General features: G+C 66.9%; 20 protein-coding genes. 10 read left to right on the plus strand and 10 right to left on the minus strand.

The genetic code is table 11. The features are described from left to right. Positions 1 to 40 precede the first annotated feature (40 nt). From AC5P9W_RS06050 to AC5P9W_RS06085, 8 genes are all read right to left on the minus strand, one after another. Positions 41 to 1,063: a magnesium and cobalt transport protein CorA gene (locus AC5P9W_RS06050; RefSeq protein ID WP_019659045.1), complete on the minus strand. Its 1,023-nt coding sequence runs from the start codon at positions 1,061 to 1,063 to the stop codon at positions 41 to 43. A 6-nt stretch (positions 1,064 to 1,069) separates the two neighbouring features. Then, entirely contained in the window at positions 1,070 to 2,320 is a 1,251-nt protein-coding gene (locus AC5P9W_RS06055) for a lipoprotein N-acyltransferase Lnb domain-containing protein (RefSeq protein WP_021203564.1), read from the minus strand. Next, positions 2,317 to 3,198, minus strand: coding sequence for a CorC family transporter (locus AC5P9W_RS06060; protein WP_019659043.1), 882 nt, complete (start codon positions 3,196 to 3,198; stop codon positions 2,317 to 2,319). The genes AC5P9W_RS06055 and AC5P9W_RS06060 overlap by 4 nt, the downstream gene beginning before the upstream one ends. Before the next feature lie 64 nt (positions 3,199 to 3,262). Beyond that, a complete protein-coding gene (locus tag AC5P9W_RS06065) occupies positions 3,263 to 3,850 on the minus strand; it encodes a hypothetical protein (protein WP_180832779.1) in 588 nt (195 codons plus the stop codon). Continuing rightward, positions 3,850 to 4,458 carry a hypothetical protein gene (locus AC5P9W_RS06070; RefSeq protein ID WP_188250426.1) on the minus strand — a complete coding sequence of 203 codons (609 nt, stop codon included), beginning with the start codon at positions 4,456 to 4,458 and terminating at the stop codon, positions 3,850 to 3,852. The genes AC5P9W_RS06065 and AC5P9W_RS06070 overlap by 1 nt, the downstream gene beginning before the upstream one ends. 78 nt (positions 4,459 to 4,536) lie before the next feature. Continuing rightward, a complete protein-coding gene (locus AC5P9W_RS06075; RefSeq protein WP_019659040.1) occupies positions 4,537 to 5,142 on the minus strand; it encodes a hypothetical protein in 606 nt (201 codons plus the stop codon). A gap of 47 nt (positions 5,143 to 5,189) precedes the next feature. Continuing rightward, positions 5,190 to 5,675 carry an rRNA maturation RNase YbeY gene (gene ybeY / locus AC5P9W_RS06080; protein ID WP_019659039.1) on the minus strand — a complete coding sequence of 162 codons (486 nt, stop codon included), beginning with the start codon at positions 5,673 to 5,675 and terminating at the stop codon, positions 5,190 to 5,192. Then, entirely contained in the window at positions 5,672 to 6,658 is a 987-nt protein-coding gene (locus tag AC5P9W_RS06085; RefSeq protein WP_019659038.1) for a PhoH family protein, read from the minus strand. Before AC5P9W_RS06085 ends, ybeY begins: the two co-directional genes overlap by 4 nt. A gap of 441 nt (positions 6,659 to 7,099) precedes the next feature. Between AC5P9W_RS06085 and AC5P9W_RS06090 the strand changes: the two genes are divergently transcribed. Genes AC5P9W_RS06090 through AC5P9W_RS06100 form a run of 3 tightly spaced genes read left to right on the plus strand, consistent with a single transcriptional unit; the run spans position 7,100 to position 10,109 of the window. Beyond that, positions 7,100 to 8,056: an HlyD family secretion protein gene (locus AC5P9W_RS06090; protein WP_021203568.1), complete on the plus strand. Its 957-nt coding sequence runs from the start codon at positions 7,100 to 7,102 to the stop codon at positions 8,054 to 8,056. 20 nt (positions 8,057 to 8,076) lie between these two features. Then, positions 8,077 to 9,000: an ABC transporter ATP-binding protein gene (locus AC5P9W_RS06095; RefSeq protein ID WP_111097895.1), complete on the plus strand. Its 924-nt coding sequence runs from the start codon at positions 8,077 to 8,079 to the stop codon at positions 8,998 to 9,000. Continuing rightward, positions 8,997 to 10,109 (plus strand): ABC transporter permease, encoded by a 1,113-nt coding sequence (locus AC5P9W_RS06100; RefSeq protein ID WP_021203570.1) that lies wholly within the window; start codon positions 8,997 to 8,999, stop codon positions 10,107 to 10,109. Before AC5P9W_RS06095 ends, AC5P9W_RS06100 begins: the two co-directional genes overlap by 4 nt. A 73-nt stretch (positions 10,110 to 10,182) precedes the next feature. On the opposite strand, the gene miaB is transcribed toward AC5P9W_RS06100, so the two are convergent. Together miaB and AC5P9W_RS06110 are read right to left on the minus strand one after the other, a co-directional pair. Next, positions 10,183 to 11,601, minus strand: a complete 1,419-nt coding sequence (gene miaB / locus AC5P9W_RS06105) for a tRNA (N6-isopentenyl adenosine(37)-C2)-methylthiotransferase MiaB (RefSeq protein ID WP_111097897.1) — start codon at positions 11,599 to 11,601, stop codon at positions 10,183 to 10,185. A gap of 208 nt (positions 11,602 to 11,809) precedes the next feature. Beyond that, positions 11,810 to 12,430, minus strand: coding sequence for a glutathione S-transferase family protein (locus AC5P9W_RS06110; RefSeq protein ID WP_058979542.1), 621 nt, complete (start codon positions 12,428 to 12,430; stop codon positions 11,810 to 11,812). Between the two features lie 80 nt (positions 12,431 to 12,510). On the opposite strand from AC5P9W_RS06110, the gene AC5P9W_RS06115 reads away from it, so the two are divergent. The 7 genes from AC5P9W_RS06115 to AC5P9W_RS06145 all read left to right on the plus strand — a co-directional run bounded on the left by AC5P9W_RS06115 (position 12,511) and on the right by AC5P9W_RS06145 (position 18,557). Then, on the plus strand, positions 12,511 to 13,479 hold the full coding sequence (locus tag AC5P9W_RS06115; protein ID WP_495218956.1) for a helix-turn-helix transcriptional regulator: 969 nt from the start codon (positions 12,511 to 12,513) through the stop codon (positions 13,477 to 13,479). A 45-nt stretch (positions 13,480 to 13,524) separates the two neighbouring features. Next, positions 13,525 to 14,445 (plus strand): lytic transglycosylase domain-containing protein, encoded by a 921-nt coding sequence (locus tag AC5P9W_RS06120; RefSeq protein WP_111097900.1) that lies wholly within the window; start codon positions 13,525 to 13,527, stop codon positions 14,443 to 14,445. Positions 14,446 to 14,629: 184 nt separating this feature from the next. Next, complete coding sequence (gene petA, locus AC5P9W_RS06125; RefSeq protein ID WP_021203575.1) at positions 14,630 to 15,250, plus strand: ubiquinol-cytochrome c reductase iron-sulfur subunit; 621 nt, start codon at positions 14,630 to 14,632, stop codon at positions 15,248 to 15,250. Further along, positions 15,250 to 16,509 carry a cytochrome b gene (locus AC5P9W_RS06130; RefSeq protein WP_019659030.1) on the plus strand — a complete coding sequence of 420 codons (1,260 nt, stop codon included), beginning with the start codon at positions 15,250 to 15,252 and terminating at the stop codon, positions 16,507 to 16,509. Before petA ends, AC5P9W_RS06130 begins: the two co-directional genes overlap by 1 nt. Further along, the gene (locus tag AC5P9W_RS06135; protein WP_058979545.1) at positions 16,502 to 17,251 is read left to right on the plus strand and encodes a cytochrome c1; all 750 of its coding nucleotides are present in this window, start codon (positions 16,502 to 16,504) and stop codon (positions 17,249 to 17,251) included. The genes AC5P9W_RS06130 and AC5P9W_RS06135 overlap by 8 nt, the downstream gene beginning before the upstream one ends. Before the next feature lie 134 nt (positions 17,252 to 17,385). Beyond that, positions 17,386 to 18,021, plus strand: coding sequence for a glutathione S-transferase N-terminal domain-containing protein (locus AC5P9W_RS06140; protein WP_021203577.1), 636 nt, complete (start codon positions 17,386 to 17,388; stop codon positions 18,019 to 18,021). A gap of 83 nt (positions 18,022 to 18,104) precedes the next feature. Further along, a complete protein-coding gene (locus tag AC5P9W_RS06145) occupies positions 18,105 to 18,557 on the plus strand; it encodes a ClpXP protease specificity-enhancing factor (protein WP_019659028.1) in 453 nt (150 codons plus the stop codon). Positions 18,558 to 18,601: the final 44 nt, after the last annotated feature.

Here is an 18,601-nt window from a genome sequence, read left to right on the forward strand (position 1 = left end):
CCCCCGTGCATGGTGGGTATCGACCGTTGGTCGATACGCGCTACAACCACTTCGCGCGCTTGAACAGCCGGTACAGCCCTACGCAGACGCCGCCCACGCCAACGATCATCAGTGGGTAGGCCCACGGTTGGCTCAGCTCCGGCATGTGGCTGAAGTTCATGCCGTACCAGCTGGTGATCAGCGTCGGCGCCGCCAAGAGTGCGGCCCACGCACCCAGCCGCTTGACCGTCTCGCCCTGCGCCAGTGTCACCAGCGAAAGGTTCACGCTCAGCGCGGTGCCCAGCATCTCACGCAGGGTGTCGATCACATCGCTGATGCGCACCGCATGGTCATGCACGTCACGCACGTACAGCTTCACTTCGTCCGGGATCAGTTCGCCCTGGTAGCGGCGCAGCTGCGCAAGCACGTCCTGCAGTGGCGCCACTGCCATGCGCATCTTGTTCAGTTCGCGCTTGAGCTCGTACAGGCGCACCACGGTGCTGCGCTTGTAATTCTCGGCGAAGATGTCCTTCTCCAGCAGGTCCAGGGTATCGCGGAAGCGGTGCACGATCGGCAGGTAGTTGTCGACCACGAAGTCGGTCACCGCATACAGGCAGTACGACGGGCCCATTTTCAGCAGCTGCGGCTCGCGCTCGACGCGTGCGCGCACTGGCGCGTAGGACAGCGAGGCGCCGTGGCGCACCGTCACCAGGAAGCGCGGGCCGAGGAAGGCATGGGTTTCGCCATACTGGATGCGCTCGTCGACCATCTGCGCGGTGGTCACCACCACGAACAGCGAATTGCCGTAGGTCTCGACCTTGGGCCGCTGGTGTGCGTTGCGCGCGTCTTCGATGGCCAGGTCGTGCAGGCAGAATTCTTCCTGCAGTTTCAGCAGCACATCGTCGTTGGGATCGTACAGGCCGACCCACACGAAGCCATTGCCACTGGCGATGACATCGCTGATGGCGTCCAGGCTGATGTCGTGGCGTTTGCCCTCGTCATCGTAGTGGACGCAGTTGATGACGCAGGTAGGGTTGGCCGAAGCCGGGGCGGAAGCGGAGGCGGGCAATGACATGCCCGCCATCGTGCGTCAGGGCCGTGTTTCGGACAAGTGAGGACGGCGCCCCAGCACCCACGCCAGGGCCGCGTGCACCGGCAGCAGCAGCACGATCCACTGCACGTTGTACTGGGCCTGCAGGCTCAGCCAGTGCAGCACCAGTGCGGCCACCGCCTGTACCGCCAGCAGCCACAACATGATGCTGAACATGCGTCCCGGCAGGCGCCGGCGCAGCAGCGCGATCGCACCGGGCAGCAGCAGCACGGCCAGCGGCGAAAGCAGCAGCAGGTTGCGGTTTGCCCACGCGGCGTAGTGGATGCTGAAGCCCCACAGGAACACCAGCACGCCACCCAACAGAGCGCACAGCAGCCAGAACGGCAGTGCCAGCCCGGCCAGCAGGCGCGGGCGGTTGCGCAGCGCCAGCACGCCAGCGGCGATCACCAGGCCGCACAGCAGCCACGGCCACCAGCGGCGTGCGAACTCCTTCGGCTCCGGATCGATGCGGTGCGGCAACAGTTCCTGTTCGGACTGCACCAGCGGCCGGCCATCGCTGTTGCGTGCCTGGCGCAGGGCATCGGCCAGGCGCATCGGGACGAACGCTTCCTGCCAGCGCGACAGCGGCTGGTCGGCGAACGGCCCCAGGCCCACATCGAAGCCCAGCCACATCCATGGTGCCGGCGAGGCCAGACGGACCGATTCACTGCGATAGGTGTTGCCACGCGAGCGCCCCGACAGCTGCGACTGCAGGCCACCACCCAACGCCTTGTCGAGGGTGTCGCGCACCATCGTGGCGCAATTGGCGGTGTAATAGTCGTAGTGGTAGCGCGCGTTTTCCGGCTTGGCCCGCTCGGCCAGGTCAGCGGCCAGCGCACGCGCCTGGTCCGGGCGCAGGTCCAGCCATTGCACGCTGGCACCGCGGCCGGTCTCGTCGTAGTACGACAGGTCCTGCTGCAGCGGCAGCGCCACCAGGTAATACATCATGTCGCCACGTGCGAAGCGGCTGATGAAATCGTCCTCGGAGGGGTCGAAGTAGCCGAAGTTGTACGAGGTTGCGTCGCCGCTGAGCGGATCGACCACCACGATGGCGTCATGGCCGAAGCGTTCGAAGAACACCGTGCCCGGCTGCATGGTCACCACGCCGATGCGCGGAGCAGGGGCTTCAGCGCTGGCCGCGGGCACGGCAGGTGTGGCCGGCGCCGGCTGCGCGAAGGCGGCCAGCGGCAGGGCCATGGCCAACACGTAGAGTGTCAGCCACACCATGAGGATCAGGCCGCGGCGCTTCAAGCGTCGTCCTGCGCGTCCGGCGGCAGCACGGTCACGTGGAAGGCCTGTACCCGGCGCGCATCGGCGCGGGCCACGCGGAACATGAAGCGGTCCAGTGCCAGCTCATCGCCGACTTCCGGCAGATGGCCCACGGCCTCGGTGACCAGGCCACCGATCGTGTCGTAATCCTCGTCGGAGAACATTGCGCCGAAACGCTCGTTGAAGTCGCCGATCGGGGTCAGCGCGTCGACCACGTACTGTCCGTCGGACTGGATGGCGATCTGCGCCGACGGGTCCTCGGCCTCGTCATGCTCGTCGTCGATCTCGCCGACGATCTGTTCCAGCACGTCCTCGATGGTGACCAGGCCGGCGACACCGCCGTACTCGTCGACCACGATGGCCATGTGGTTGCGCGACAGGCGGAACTCCTTCAGCAGCACGTTGAGCTTCTTCGCCTCCGGAATCAGCACTGCCGGGCGCAGCAGCTCGCGTACGTTGGCCGGGCCGTTGTCGGCGACCACGCCGCGCAGCAGGTCCTTGGCCAGCAGGATGCCAAGGATGTCGTCCTTGTTCTCGCCGTGTACCGGGAAGCGTGAATGGCCGGATTCGACCACCTGCTTCATCAGTTCCAGGAAGGGCGCTTCAACCGGCAGCGAGACCATCTGCGAGCGCGAGATCATCACGTCGCCCACGGTCAGCTCGGCCACCGAAATGGCGCCTTCCATCATCTTCAGGGTATCGGCGGCGATCAGGCCTTCTTCCTGCGCGGTGTGCAGGACAGCGACCAGCTCGTCGCGGGTATGGGGTTCGCCGGAGAAGGCGGAGGTCAGGCGTTCAAGCCAGCCGCGCTTCTTTTCACTGTGCTCCGCAGGGGAGCTACTACTGTCGTCTTCTGACATCTCTGGAAAAAAGGCACCCGGCAGGCCGGGCGTTGACCCAAGTCTAGCAGGATGTGACGGCCTGTCAGTGACTGCCGGTGGCCGGGGCTGGGGCGGCCGCGGCCGGCTCCTCCTCGGGCAGGTCCAGGCTATAGGTGCAGCCGGCCAGGGTCTTGCCCGGGTGGGAGGCCACGGTGGAGACGCTGAGGATGATCGACTCGATCTGGGCCTCGCCGGTCTTCGGGTCGGTCACGTCGCGGCTGACCAGCTCGCGGCCGGCCATGAACTTGCCGTCCTGGTCGTAGCCGGTCTCCAATTCCAGCCGTTTGGCCAGCGGGCGTGGGTCGGCCTGGTCGAGGACGGCCATGACGCTGGCGCCGGCCACCGCCACCCGATCGGTCTGTTGGCCGAAGACGGTGATCGGGCTGGCCAGCCGGAACTCGCTCATGAACTGGTTGCCCTGCGGCAGCGGCTGCAGGCCCTGGGCCACGGCCTTCAGCGGATCGGCCAGCAGCGGCGCCAGCGCGGCCTGCTCGGCCACGCCCTGGCGGCATTCGATCAGGGCCGGCAGGTCGACGCTGGAAGCGAAGGCGGATGGGACCGCAAGGGCACACAGCACGGGCAGGCAGCAGCGCAGTGACACGGGCGGTTTCCGCAGGCGAAGGGCACCCATCATAGCTCCGGTGAGCGCCTGAACAGCCCGATGAGAAGGCGCAGGAAACCGGTCATCGCCCGCCGCACGACCATCAGTGAGAGGGTAAGCACGACCGCGAGCATGGTGATCTGCATCGATTGCCCCGCGATGCGCACCACCGCCGGCCACAGGCCCGGGCTGGTCAGCCAGGGCAACATTTCCGATGCGGCTGTCCTGGCCACTTTCACGTAGATCACGGCCAGCACGAACAGCACCAGCAACGAGGTGCGGCTGGCATGGAAGAACGGAAGCGCGTTGACCGGCCTGCCAAGCCGCTGCTGCAGCAGCGTTCGCCACAGCACCGGCAGGGTCAAGGCACCGACCAGTACCAGCACCATCGACGTTTCCCACAGCCCGGGCAGGTGGACGGGTTCTGCTCTACCCGTGAGGTGTGGGCCGATCATGCCGGTCGCCAGCCCGGCCAGCAGGCACAAGGGCGAGAGCAGGGCCAGGCTGCGCAGCAGCCACTGCCTGCCGCTGGGGTCGCGGGCGCTGATGCGGCGCACGGTGTACGCGCCCAGCACCAGCAGGCCTGCGAACAGGCCCGCACTCATTGCAATCGCCGTGAAGCTGTTTCCCGAGGTCATCCTTGGTTTCCTTGTGCCGCCATGCCAGGCGGCAAACAATTGCGCAGCGCGCGGACCGGCACCTGCAGCCCGGCTGGGTCAGGGCGATCGGCGCTGCGATGCCGCTGGGTACCAGCGCAGCCTGACCGGGTAGCCCAGCAGCGCCTGCAGGTGGTCGCGCACGGTCGCCGCCGTTGCGCGCGCGCCAGCGGTATCCCGGAGTTCCAGCTCCAGTTCACCGGTCATGACGTCCAGGCCATAGCCGGTCAGACCGGGCAGCTGCGGGATGAACCAGCCCTGCTGCGCCTGAAGACGGCGCTGCATCTCCGCTTCGGTCATTGAAGCGCCGATGATATAGCGCACGCGTTGCGGGCCGTCCGCCCCTGGATGGGTCTCATCCGCCTCGGAGGCTGGGCCAGTCAATCGCACGACGACGGTCCAACCCGTCGCATTGTCCACCCACATGCCGGCCAGGCGTGCCGCGTGGCGCGCCCTCAAGCGTTCCATCAATGCGTGCTGCTGCGCCTCGGCGACCGCCTGGCGGGCCGTCTGTTGGCTGACGTCAAAGAAGGCCTGCACCTCGGCGACTTTGGCGGCAATGTCGGCCGCGCTGTCGCTGGCCGGGAACGGCGACGGTCGTTCCCGGTCGGGGTCGATGCCCGGGGCAGTGGTTACCTGCAGAAGAGCGGCGATGAGTGCGGGCAACAGCGCGATGGGGTTGTCCTCCGTGATGAACCCGGTGTGTGTGGTCGTCAGCGCTCGCCGGCGTAGGGATCGGCGATGCCGAGCTCGGCCAGGATGTCGCGCTCCAGCTGTTCCATCGCCTCGGCTTCCTTGTCGTCCTCGTGGTCCCAGCCAAGCAGGTGCAGCACGCCGTGCACGGTCAGGTGCGCGTAATGGGCGTTGAGCGCCTTGCCCTGTTCGTCGGCTTCGCGGGCCACCACCGGTGCGCAGATCACCAGGTCGCCGAGCAGTGGAAACTTGACGCCCTTGGGCAGGCCTTCGGGCACTTCGGCCGGGAAGCTGAGCACGTTGGTGGCGTAGTCCTTGCCACGGTAATGGCGGTTCAGCGACTGGCCTTCCTTGGCATCGACCACGCGGATGGCCAGATCGGCCTCGCGGATGCGGCCCTTCAACGCAGCCGCCACCCACTTGCGAAAGCTCACGGCCGCCGGCAGGCCGGCACGCGGCAGGGCATAACTGACGGCGACGTCCAGTCGCACGGGACCACGGGTCATGGCGTCGCTCCAGGCTGGATCTGATGCAGGTCGCGGCGGTCGTAGGCGCTGACGATGCGCGCGACCAGCGGGTGGCGGACCACGTCGCGGGATTCGAAGAAGGTGAAGCTGACGCCCTCGACTTCACGCAGCACATCGATGGCGTCGCGCAGACCGGATTTCACGTGCTTGGGCAGGTCGGTCTGGGTCAGGTCACCGGTGACCACCGCGGTGGAGCCGTAGCCCAGGCGGGTTAGGAACATCTTCATCTGTTCGATGGTGGTGTTCTGTGCTTCGTCCAGGATCACGAATGCATCGTTGAGCGTGCGGCCGCGCATGTAGGCCAGCGGCGCGATCTCGATGACGTTCTTCTCCAGCAGCTTGACCACCTTCTCCACGCCCATCATCTCGTACAGGGCGTCGTACAACGGTCGCAGGTAGGGATCGACCTTCTGGCTCAGGTCGCCTGGAAGGAAGCCCAGCTTCTCGCCGGCTTCCACCGCGGGGCGCACCAGGATCAGGCGCTGCACCCGCGATTCGTTCAGTGCTTCGACCGCGCTGGCCACGGCCAGGAAGGTCTTGCCGGTACCGGCCGGGCCGATGCCGAAGTTGATGTCGTGGGTGGCGATCTGGTGCAGGTAGCGGGACTGATTGGCGCCACGGCCACGTACCGTACCGCGCTTGACCTTGATCGCGACCTCCTGCGCTTCGTAGGAGCGTTCGGCGATCTGCTCGACATTGGCCTGCGCCAGGCGCAGATGGATGGCGTGGTTGTCAAAGACGGTCTCGCCGGCTTCGGCGTACAGCGCTTCAACCAGCTTCTGCGCCTCCACGATGGCTTCATTGGGCCCGCTGATGCGGAACACGAAGCCACGGTTTGCGATCTCCACGCCGAGCTTCAGCTCGATCTGGCGCAGGTGCCCGTCGAAGGGGCCGCACAGGTTGGCCAATCGCTCGTTGTCTTCCGGCGACAGGGTGAAGTCTCGATGATCGATGCTTTTCATTGCTTGGGGTGGGGCGGGTTCGCCGTCCACCGCGATGGACTTGGGATGACAAGGTTACGCGCGTACCGGGCATGCGGCCAGCAGCGGGCCGATACGCGGTTTTCCACACCCGGTGTGGACGGGGGGCGCGAAAACCTGTGGATAGGCCTTCGCAGTGCTTGTGCCACAAGGCGTATGAGGCGGTGGTGAAAAAACCGTCACAGCCGGCCGGCTCCTGTGACGGCAGCGCATCTTCCGCTGCCAGGCACCCAGTACGGCCGCCCCCGTTCGGTTCTCCACACCAGCTGTGGAATGATGCTGAATCAAGCTGTGGATAGGTGGAGAGGAGCCTTGCAGCAAAAGGCTCGCCCGTACGTGGCGAAAAAACCGTCAGGGCTGATCGGAATCATTGAGGGTGCACGGGGCAGCTGGCACCGTGTCGCCGTCGCAGGAGGGGATGGTATGGGCATCGGCAACGGGATGCGTGGACTCGGGCTGGCGGCCATCGGCCTGCTGGCAGGCTGTGGGCAGTCAACGCCAACGGCGCTGGGCACACTGGAGTGGGACCGGATCACGGTGCCGGCGCCGGCGGCCGAGGTGATCGCCACGTTGGAGGTGCGCGAGGGCCAGCGGGTCAAGGCGGGGGCCGTGCTGATGCAGCTCGACCCCGCCCGCGGCGACGCGCAGTTCGCGGTGGCGCAGGCCGACACGGCGCGCGCGCAGGCCCAGCTGGAAGAGCTGAAGCTCGGCCCGCGGCAGGAACAGATCGCACAGGCCCAGGCACAACTGGCCGCGTTGCGCGCGCAGTCTGCTGAAGCCACTGCCTACTATCGGCGCGTGCAACCATTGGCACGCCAGCGCCTGATCGCCGCCGCCGAGCTGGACCGTGCACGGGCGGCCGCCGGCAATGCCGCGGCCAGCGTGCGTGCCGCCGAGCAGGCCTGGCTGGAACGGGTGCACGGCAGTCGCGCGCAGGACATCGCCCAGGGCCAGGCGGCCGCCGACGCCGCACAGGCGCAGCAGGTGGTGCAGGGCGTCAACCTGCAGAAGCTGCAGCTGCGCGCACCGCGCGATGGCGTGATCGATGCCTTGCCGTACCGGCAGGGTGACCAGGCACCGATCGGGGCGCCACTGGCGGTGCTGCTGGTTGGCGAGCGCCCCTATGCGCGCGTCTACCTGCCGCAGCCACTGCGCCTGCAGGTCAAGGTCGGCCAGCCGGCGCAGATACAGCTGGAGGGAGGGCGCACCGTACTGAAGGGCCATGTGCGCGCGATCCGCAGCGAGCCTTCATTCACCCCGTACTACGCACTGACCGGCGATGACGTCGAGCGCCTGAGCTACCTCGCCGAGATCGAAGTGGATGAAGCCAGCGACATGCAGACGCTTCCGGCCGGGCTGCCGGTGCAGGTGCGCTTCTGAACACCGGTGCGGACATCGCAGTGCATGCGCAGGGCCTGACCCGCCGCTTCGGCGATCTGCTGGCCGTGGACAAGGTCGACCTGACCGTGCCCCGTGGCCAGGTCTATGGTTTCCTGGGCCCGAACGGGTCGGGCAAGTCGACCACCATCCGCATGCTGTGCGGCCTGCTGGAACCCAGTGCGGGGCAGATCGAGGTGCTGGGCCTGGCGGTTCCCGAGCAGGCCGAAGCACTGCGCCGGCGCATCGGCTACATGACCCAGCGCTTCTCGCTGTACGAAGACCTATCGGTACGCGAGAACCTGGAATTCCTCGCCGCCATCCAGGGCCTGCCGCGCAACCAGGCCCGGCAACGGGTCGATGCGCTGCTGCAGCAGTACCGGTTGCAGGACCGGCAGCCGCAGCTGGCCGGTACGCTCAGCGGCGGGCAGAAGCAGCGCCTGGCCCTGGCCGGCGCCGTGGTGCATTCGCCCGAACTGCTGTTCCTGGACGAGCCGACCAGCGCGGTCGACCCGGAGTCACGCCGCGACTTCTGGGAGGCCCTGTTTGAACTTGCCGACGCCGGTACCACCGTGCTGGTCTCGACCCACTACATGGACGAAGCCGAGCGCTGCCACCGGCTGGCTATTCTTGATCGTGGCGCGCTGGTCGCCGATGGCACGCCGGCCGAACTGTGTGCGCAGCTGGACGGCCGCACGCTGCAGGTCACGTCATCGCAGCCACGCCAGGCCAGCCGCGTGCTGGCCGAGCTGCCCGGCGTGCTGAGCGTGGCGCAGATCGGCACCCATCTGCGCGTGCTGTGCAATGAGGGCGTAGCGGATGTCGCAGTGCTGCGGCGCGCGCTGGCCAGCGCCGACCCGCAAGCGCACATCGAAACCGTAGCGCCGAACCTGGAAGACGTGTTCGTCGCCGCCACCCGCGGCCGTGGCCGGGAGCCGGCGGCATGAACCTGCGCCGGCTGTGGGCGATCGTGCTCAAGGAGCTGCGGCAGCTGCGCCGCGACCGCATCACGCTGGCGATGATCGTCGGCATTCCGGTGATGCAGCTGCTGCTGTTCGGCTATGCGATCAATCTCAACCTGCGTCACCTCGATGCCGGTGTCGCCGATCAGGCCAACAGTGCCGCCTCGCGCGCGCTGGTGCAGGACATGGTCGCCACCGGCGTGATCACGCCGCGCAGCGAGGCGTACACGCCCGACCAGCTGATGCAGGCACTGCGCCGTGGCGAGATCAGTGTCGGCATCGTGGTGCCGGCCGACTTCGAGCGTCGCCGCTTCGATGGACGCGAAGCGGTACAGGTGCTGGTCGATGGCAGCGACACCGTGGTGCAGAGTGCGGCGATCCAGCTGGCGCAGGTGCCACTGGATGCGCGCCCGACCAGCAATACGCGGCCGCTACGCGAAGGCAGCATCGCAGGTGGTCCAATCAGCGTGACCAGCTTCTACAACCCGCAGCGGCGCTCGGCGGTGAACATCGTGCCCGGCCTGATCGGGGTGATCCTGACCATGACCCTGGTGATGTTCACGGCGGTGGCGGTGGTGCGCGAGCGCGAGCGCGGCAACATGGAACTGCTGATCGCCACGCCGGTATCGCGCAGCGAACTGATGGTCGGCAAGGTGCTGCCCTATGCAGCGATCGGCCTGCTGCAGACCACCCTGGTGCTGGCGCTGGGTACCTGGCTGTTCCAAGTGCCGATCCGCGGCAGCCTGCTGGACATCTATCTGGCCGCGGTGCTGCTGGTGCTGGCCAACCTGGCGCTGGGCCTGCTGATCTCCACGCGCGCGCGTTCGCAGTTCCAGGCGATGCAGATGACGCTGTTCCTGTTCCTGCCGTCGATCCTGCTGTCGGGTTTCATGTTCCCGTTCGCCGGCATGCCGCGGCCGGTGCAGTGGCTGGCCGAGGTGCTGCCGCTGACCCACTTCCTGCGCCTGGTGCGCGGCATCATGCTGCGCGGCGCCTCCCTATGGGAGCTGTGGCACGACGCGCTGGCGCTGCTGGCCTTCATCGTGGTGATGATGACGCTGGCGATCCTGCGTTTCCGCAAGCGCCTGGATTGAGGCCCGTCATTCGGTAGTGCCGGCCGCTGGCCGGCATCATTTCCGGTAGGTGCCGACCGTTGGTCGGCACACCTTATTCCGCCACCACGCGCCCACGCAGCGAGTTTGTAAGCGCTTCGGTGATCAGCACATCCACGAACTGGCCGATCAACCGCGCAGGCGCCGGGAAATTCACCGAACGCATGTTCTCGGTCTTGCCGGTCAGTTCGTTCGGATTCTTGCGCGACGGCCCTTCCACCAGCACGGTCTGCACGGTACCGACCATCTTCTCCGAGATGCTGGCGGCGTGCGCATTGATGCGCTCCTGCAGCCGCGACAGGCGAGCGTGCTTCTCGGCATCGCTGATCGTGTCCTCCAGATCGGCCGCTGGCGTGCCCGGGCGGCGCGAATAGATGAAGGAGAAGCTGTGGTCGAAGCCGATGTCCTCGATCAGCTTCATGGTCTTCTCGAAGTCGGCATCGGTCTCGCCGGGGAAGCCGACAATGAAGTCCGAGCTGATCGAGATGTCCGGGCGCACCGCGCGCAGCTTGCGGATCTTCGACTTGAATTCCAGTGCGGTGTAACCACGCTTCATCGCCGACAACACGCGGTCGCTGCCGGCCTGCACCGGCAGGTGCAGGAAGTTGGCCAGCTGCGGCACGTCGCGGAACGCATCGATCAGCGAATCGCTGAACTCCAGCGGATGCGAGGTGGTGAAGCGGATGCGGCCGACGCCGTCGATCTCGGCGATGGTACGGATCAGCAGGCCAAGGTCGGCGAATTCGCCGTCCCCATAAGGCCCTCGGTAGGCATTGACGTTCTGGCCGAGCAGGTTGATCTCGCGCACGCCCTGTGCGGCCAGCTGCGCCACTTCCACCACCACGTCCTCGAACGGGCGGCTGACTTCGGTGCCGCGGGTGTAGGGCACCACGCAGAACGAGCAGTATTTGGAACAGCCTTCCATGATCGACACGAATGCCGAGGGACCTTCGGCGCGCGGCTCGGGCAGGCGGTCGAACTTCTCGATCTCGGGGAAGCTGATGTCCACCTGCGGGCGCTTCTGCTCGCGGCGTGCGCGGATCAGTTCCGGCAGGCGGTGCAGGGTCTGCGGGCCGAACACCAGGTCAACGAACGGCGCGCGCTTGATGATCGCCTCGCCTTCCTGCGAGGCCACGCAGCCGCCCACGCCGATGATGACCTCGCGGCCCTTGTTCTTCAGGCCCTTCCACACGCCCAGCTGGCTGAACACCTTCTCCTGCGCCTTCTCGCGGATGGAGCAGGTGTTGACCAGGATGACGTCGGCGTCGTCCGGGCTGTCGGTCAGTTCCAGGCCATCGCTGGCGGCAAGTACGTCGGCCATCTTGGCCGAGTCGTACTCGTTCATCTGGCAACCGTGGGTCTTGATGTACAGCTTGCCCTTGACCTGGTCAGGCTTGCGCGGACCAGCGGGCAGGGCAACGAGCGGGGTACCGCCCGGCGTGACGGGCGGAAAGACGTCTGGCGTCCCGGTCATGGCGCTTAATCCATTCGGGTGGCGGGAAAGCGGGCAATTCTACCCGCATCCCGCGCCAGCCGCCGCGTTCATGCGGCCAAGCCCAAGCCCGGCGTGGTCATCACTGTAGAGCCGAGCCCACGCTCGGCTGCCTTGTGCAAGGCGGAGGAGCAGCCGAGCGTGGGCTCGGCTCTACAAGGAAAGCCGGCCGGCGCTGCTCCGGCGCTGCTTATGCCGCCGCCAGCTCCGCATCGATCTGCCGCGAACGGTCGAAGGCGGTCATCGCGCTCATCCGCGCAATGTAATCAGCCGTGGCCGGCGCAGGCTGCACCAGGCCGAAGGCCGTGGTCCAGGCCAGCGCATTGCCCCACAGCACATCGGCGGCACTCATCGTCCCGCCGAGCAGGTAGGGACCCTGTGCCAGCTGGGCCTCGACCACCTGCAGCACGGTGTCCGCATCGTTGTACGGTGACATCAGGCGCGGCGGTGGCTCGCGGTGCATCGCCTTGTCGATCATCGCTGGCTCGAAGCAGGCGCCGTAGAAGGCCATCCAGCGAAGGTAGGGCCCGCGCAGGGCGTCGCCGATCGGCGGTGCCAGCCCGGCTTCCGGATACAGGTCGGCCAGGTACAGATAAATGGCGACCTGCTCGGTCACCAGTGCGCCGTTGTGGACGATGGCCGGCACCTTGCCCATCGGGTTGATGGCCAGATAGGCCGGAGCCAGGTTGGCGCCCGCTTTCAGGTCCAGCACCTGCATGCGGTAGTCGGCACCCAGCGCTTCGAGCAGAGCCACGGCGCCGCTCGAGCGGGATCGGGCGGCGTGATACAGGGTGATCTGGCGTGAGGTCATGGCATTGCTCCTTGCGGTGGGTGGTGAACTGGAAGCCATCCTGGGGCACTATTGCGGACGACTTCTGTCCTCGATTCTTCATGCGCCATACCGCCCATCGACTGCTGCGCCTGATCGCCCTGCTGCAGGCCCGCCGCCAGTGGTCCGGGGCTGAGCTGGCCGAGCGCATGGGCGTGGACCGGCGCAGCATCCGCCGCGATATCGAGCGCCTGCGCGAGCTGGGCTACCCGGTCCACGCCTCGTCAGGGGTGGGCGGCGGCTACCAGCTCGGGGCGGGGGCGCCGGTATTGCCGATGCTGCTGGACGAGGAGGAGGCAACCACCCTGGCCATCGCCCTGCGTGCCGCGTCTGCGACCGTCGCCGGCATCGACGACACTGCGCGGGGCCTGTTGTCCAAGCTCGACCCGCTGGTGCCGACCCGCCGCCGCCGGCAGGCCGGGGAGGTGCATGCGGCGACGGCCACCCTGTCCGACCTTCCGTCCACCGACGCACGCCTGCTCGGACGGCTGGCCCAGCACTGTCGGCAGGCGTCGCGGCTGGCCTTCGAATACCGCAGTGCGCAGGACGCGGTCACCCAGCGCGAGGTCGAGGCCCAGCACCTGGTCAATTACGGGCGGCGCTGGTATCTGCTTGCCTGGGACCTGGGGCGGCAGGACTGGCGCACTCTGCGCGTGGACCGCATGGGTGCCGTACGTGAGTGCTCCGAGCCGGGCCTGCACCGGCGCACGCCAGCCCCTCCGGACGTGATGGTGCGGCAGGCGGTCAGCCAGGCGCCGTTCGCACTGCAGGCCATCGTCCGCCTGGCCGGCAGCCGCACCGAGCTGGAAGGGCGCGTCCCACCGTGGTGTGGTGTGCTGGAGGCTGATGGTGCCGGCCATTGCCTGTTGCGCATGGGCGCCGAGAGCCGCGGCATGATGCTGGCGCAGATCCTCAGCCTGGACCGGGTGCCGGTGGCGTTGTGGACCACACCGCCGGGCCTGCGCGATGAGCTGGCACAGCGTTTGGCCGGATTGGGCCAGGTGCTGGCTGTGCCGCCGGTCACAGGCTGAGCCACGTCGCTTGGCAAGCCCCGGCGAAGCTGGGACACTCGCGGCATGAAGGGGATACTGGGGACAACGGCGATCATCATCGCTGCGCTGACCGCTGCGCCGGCCAGCGCTGGCACCCTGTACAAGTGCCAGGGCGCCGACGGGGTCACCAGCTACGTGAGCAAGCGAGTGGCCGGCGCGCGCTGCAGCAGCATCAGCTACAGCCGCGATACCCGGCCGGCACCGCGCCCTGTGGTGGTCGCGCCGAAGCCTGCGTCGACCACCGTGGCCAGCATCGAACGCAATCCGGTCGCCGTGGCGGCCAGCGCCGCTGCGCCCACTGCGGTCGCGTCGACGCCTGCTGCCCCCGCGCCTGCTGCGGCACCGACGGCCTCGCGGGCCGGGCGGATGGTCAGCGGCCAGGTCTATTCCTTCATGAAGGATGGGGTGCGCCACTACACCAGTGCGCGGCCAACCCAGGTCGCCAACCTCGGCCCGGTGCGTACCATCCGCTACAGTTTCATGGAGCGCTGTTATGCCTGTGGCGTCAACCCACGCGTGGACTTCGGTTCGGTGCGCTTGAACACCACCGCGTTCCAGACCGAGATCACCTCGGCCGCACGCGAGTTCGGCGTCGAAGAAGCCGTGGTGCGCGCCATCATCCACGCCGAGTCGGCCTACAACCCGACCGCGCTCAGCCGCGCCGGCGCGCAGGGCCTGATGCAGCTGATGCCGCCGACCGCGGCCCGCTTCGGGGTCAGCGATTCCTATGATGCCGGGCAGAACATCCGCGGTGGCGTGCAGTATCTTGCGTGGTTGCTGAAGCGCTTCAATGGCGACCTGACCCTGGCTGCGGCCGGCTACAACGCCGGCGAGGGCGCGGTCGACCGCCACGGTGGCGTGCCGCCCTACAGCGAGACGCAGTACTACGTGCGCCGGGTCGGGCAGCTGGCCGAGCGTTACCGCACCGCATTGAGTCACCAGTAGGTGCCGACCGTTGGTCGGCACTCCCTTGAACAGGTGGGTGCCGACTGTCAGCCGGCACTCCTTGCAAAGAGCGTTGTGTGGCGCGCGACGGTTCCGCTACACTCGACCGCGATTCAATGCGGCTCTGGCCCCCACCGGATCCGCTGGCAGCCTTAAAGCTACCTAATCAATATCGGAGTGCCGGATGGCCAACGATGGGGTACACGATCCAGTCAACACCGGACGTCGGCGTTTTCTTTCTGCCACCACAGCCGTGGTGGGCGCCGTCGGCGTCGGATTCACCGCCGTTCCTTTCATCAGATCCTGGAACCCCAGTGCCCGCGCCAAGCTTGCCGGCGCACCGGTGGTGGCCGATATCAGCGCCCTGCAGGAAGGCCAACGCCTGATCGTGGAATGGCGTGGCCAGCCGATCTGGATCGTCAAGCGGTCCAAGGCCATCCTCGATGCGCTGCATGGGCTGGACGGCCGTCTCAAGGACCCCGAGTCCGGCGAGAAGGACCAGCAGCCGGACTACGTGCTGAAGCAGAACCCCGAACTGCGCTCGATCAAGCCGGACATCTCCGTACTGGTCGGCCTGTGCACGCACCTGGGCTGCTCGCCGGAAATGGTCGCCGAAATCCGGCCTGAGCCCTACGACCCGCAGTGGAAGGGCGGCTACTTCTGCCCCTGCCACAAGTCGCGCTTCGACATGTCCGGACGCGTCTTCAAGGACGTGCCGGCGCCGATCAACCTGAAGGTGCCCGCGCACCATTACCAGGACGACAACACCATCATCATCGGTGTCGATCCGCAGGGGGCTGCCTGATGGCCAATATCCTCAGCCGTACCGCCAGCGGCGTGGCCGACTGGGTCAATGCCCGCGCGCCGGGCCTGATGCCGGTCTATCGCAAGCATGTGAGCGAGTACTACGCGCCGAAGAACTTCAACATCTGGTACTACTTCGGTTCGCTGGCGCTGCTGGTGCTGGTCAACCAGATCGTCACCGGCATCTTCCTGACGATGCACTACAAGACCAGCGCCGCCGAGGCGTTCGGCTCCATCGAGTACATCATGCGGGACGTGGAGTGGGGCTGGCTGATCCGCTACATGCACTCCACGGGTGCCTCGCTGTTCTTCATCGTGGTCTACCTGCACATGTTCCGTGGCCTGCTCTACGGCAGTTACCAGAAGCCACGAGAGCTGGTGTGGATCCTCGGCATGCTGATCTACCTGGTGTTGATGGCCGAAGCCTTCATGGGCTACGTGCTGCCGTGGGGCCAGATGTCGTTCTGGGGCGCCAAGGTGATCATCTCGCTGTTCGGTGCCATTCCGGTGATCGGCAACGGCCTGACCGAGTGGATCATGGGCGATTACCTGCCCAGTGACGCCACGCTCAACCGCTTCTTCGCGCTGCATGTCATCGCCTTGCCGCTGGTGCTGTTGCTGCTGGTGGTACTGCACCTGGGCGCGCTGCACGAAGTGGGTTCGAACAACCCCGATGGCGTGGAGATCAAGAAGGGGCCGAAGGGCAACCGCTGGTCGCCGAACGCTCCGGCCGACGGTATTCCGTTCCACCCGTACTACACGCTCAAGGATGGTGTAGGCGCCGGCTTCCTGCTGATCATCGCCGCCTTCATCATCTTCTTCGCGCCTGGTTTCGGCGGCCTGTTCCTGGAGCACGACAACTTCACCGAGGCCAACCGCCTGGTCACCCCGGAGCACATCAAGCCGGTCTGGTACTACACGCCGTACTACGCGATGTTGCGCGTGGTGCCGAACAAGCTCGGTGGCGTGCTGGTGATGTTCTCGGCCATCGCGATCCTGTTCCTGGTGCCGTGGTTGGACAAGGCGAAGGTGAAATCGGTGCGCTACCGCGGCTGGATCTCGAGGGTGATGCTGGGCGTGCTGGCGGTGTGCTTCGTGTGGCTGGGCGTGATCGGCTCCGGCCCGGGCACCGACGTGCATGAAACCTACATCGGCCGGGTGCTGACCTTCCTGTACTTCGCCTTCTTCATCACCATGCCGCTATGGACAAGGCTGGACAAGACCAAGCCGGTACCGGAGAGGGTGACCACGCATGACTGAGCGCTGGATGGTCCGGCTGGCCCTGGCGGCCACCCTGATGCTGGGCAGTTTCCTGGCCTCCGCCGCCGAGGGCGGCACCAAGCTGCTGCAGGCAGGCAACGATCTGGGTGACCGCGCCTCGCTGCAGCGCGGCGCACAGTTGTACATGAACTACTGCTCCGGCTGCCATGCGCTGAAGTACCTGCGCTATTCGCGGATGGCGCAGGACCTGGGCCTGACCGAGGAAGAGGTGATGAACAACCTCAACTTCACCGGCTCGGCGATCGGCGACCCGATCCCGGTGGCGATGCCCAAGGAGAACGCGGAGAAGTGGTTCGGCAAGATGCCGCCGGATCTCAGCCTGATCGCGCGCGTGCGCGGCAGCGACTGGGTCTACACCTACCTCAAGTCGTTCTATCTGGACAGCAGCCGGCCGCTGGGCTGGAACAACGCGCTGTTCGCCAACGCCTCCATGCCGAACCCGCTGTGGGAGATGCAGGGCCTGCAGCACGCCGTGCATGGCAAGGCCGAAGGCCCCGGCATGGACCCGCCGGTGACCGGCCTGAAGATTGAAACGCCGGGATCGGTGGATGCCGGACAGTACGACCAGGCCGTGCGGGACATCACCAATTTCCTCGAATACGCCGGCGAGCCGGCCGCGCTCAAGCGCCAGCAGCTGGGCGTGTGGGTGATCCTGTTCCTGGCCCTGCTGACCTTCCTGCTGTACCTGCTGAAGAAGGAATACTGGAAGGACGTCCACTGATTCGGCCGCCGGCCATCGCACGGGCCTATTGGCTTTTGTGATGGTCGGTTGCACACTCGGGGAGGAGTCGACCGTCGGCACGGTGCCGGCGGCGCCGATGCGGCAGGCGGTCTCCTGTCGTGGGAGAGCCTTTGATGGCGGCGAGCGTACGCATGCGCAATACACTGACGCTGTTTTCCTCGAACGACGATGTGCTGTGCCACCGGGTGCGCCTGGTCCTGGCGGCCAAGGGCGTCACCTTCGACTTCGTTCCGGTCGATCCGCAGAACCCGCCCGAAGACCTGATCGATCTCAATCCGTACCACTCGGTGCCGACCCTGGTGGAGCGCGAGCTGGTGCTCTACGCCGCGTCGGTGGTGAGCGAGTACCTGGACGAGCGCTACCCGCATCCGCCGCTGATGCCGGTCGATCCGCTGTCGCGTGCGCGCATCCGCCTGGCGATGCTGCGCATCGAGCACGACTGGGTGCCACAGGTGCAGGCCATCCAGCTGGGCAACAAGACCCAGGCCGAGGCCGGGCGCAAGCGCCTGAAGGAACTGCTGACCGCCTCGCTTCCGCTGTTCAAGGCCAGCAAGTTCTTCCTCAACCCGGAAATGAGCCTGGCCGACTGCGCCATGGCCCCGATCATCTGGCGGCTGCAATCGCTGGATGTGCCACTTCCGAAGGATGGCAAGGCGATTGAGGACTACGGTAACCGCATCTTCCGCCACCCCGGTTTCGTCCGCAGCCTGACCGAGCAGGAAAAGAAGCTGCGCGACCTGCCGGCCTGATCCGGCCCGCGTTACCCGTCTGCACGCCGACCGGCGTGCAGGCGATCCGCCCCGGCGGGGCGCCGGGCGCGTACACTTCACGCATGACCGAAGACTTTTTCCACATGACCAGCCACCGCCCGTACCTGCTGCGGGCGCTGGTGGAATGGATCAACGACAACCAGCTGACCCCGCACATCCTGGTCGACGCCGGCGTTCCCGGCGTGCAGGTGCCGCCTTCGGCGGTCAAGGATGGCCGGGTCGTGCTCAACATCGCCGAACGTGCCGTCGTACGGCTGATGATCGACAACGAGATGGTGAGCTTCTCGGCGCGCTTCTCCGGTACCAGCTACCCGGTGCAGGTGCCGATCAGCGCCGTGCTGGCGGTCTATGCCCGCGAGACCGGGCAGGGCATGGCGCTGCCGGATGATATCCCGGGCAGCGAAACCGCGCCGACCAGCGACGAACTGCTGCACGAGGAAGGCACGCCGCCGGACGATACGCCGCCAGCCAGCCCGCCGCCGAAGGGGCGGCCGAACCTGCGCGTGGTCAAGTAACCAAGTAACGGTGGGTGCCGACCGTTGGTCGGCACGCCTTCAGC

The sequence above is a fragment of the Stenotrophomonas sp. YJH_SMC_33 genome (assembly GCF_059372295.1).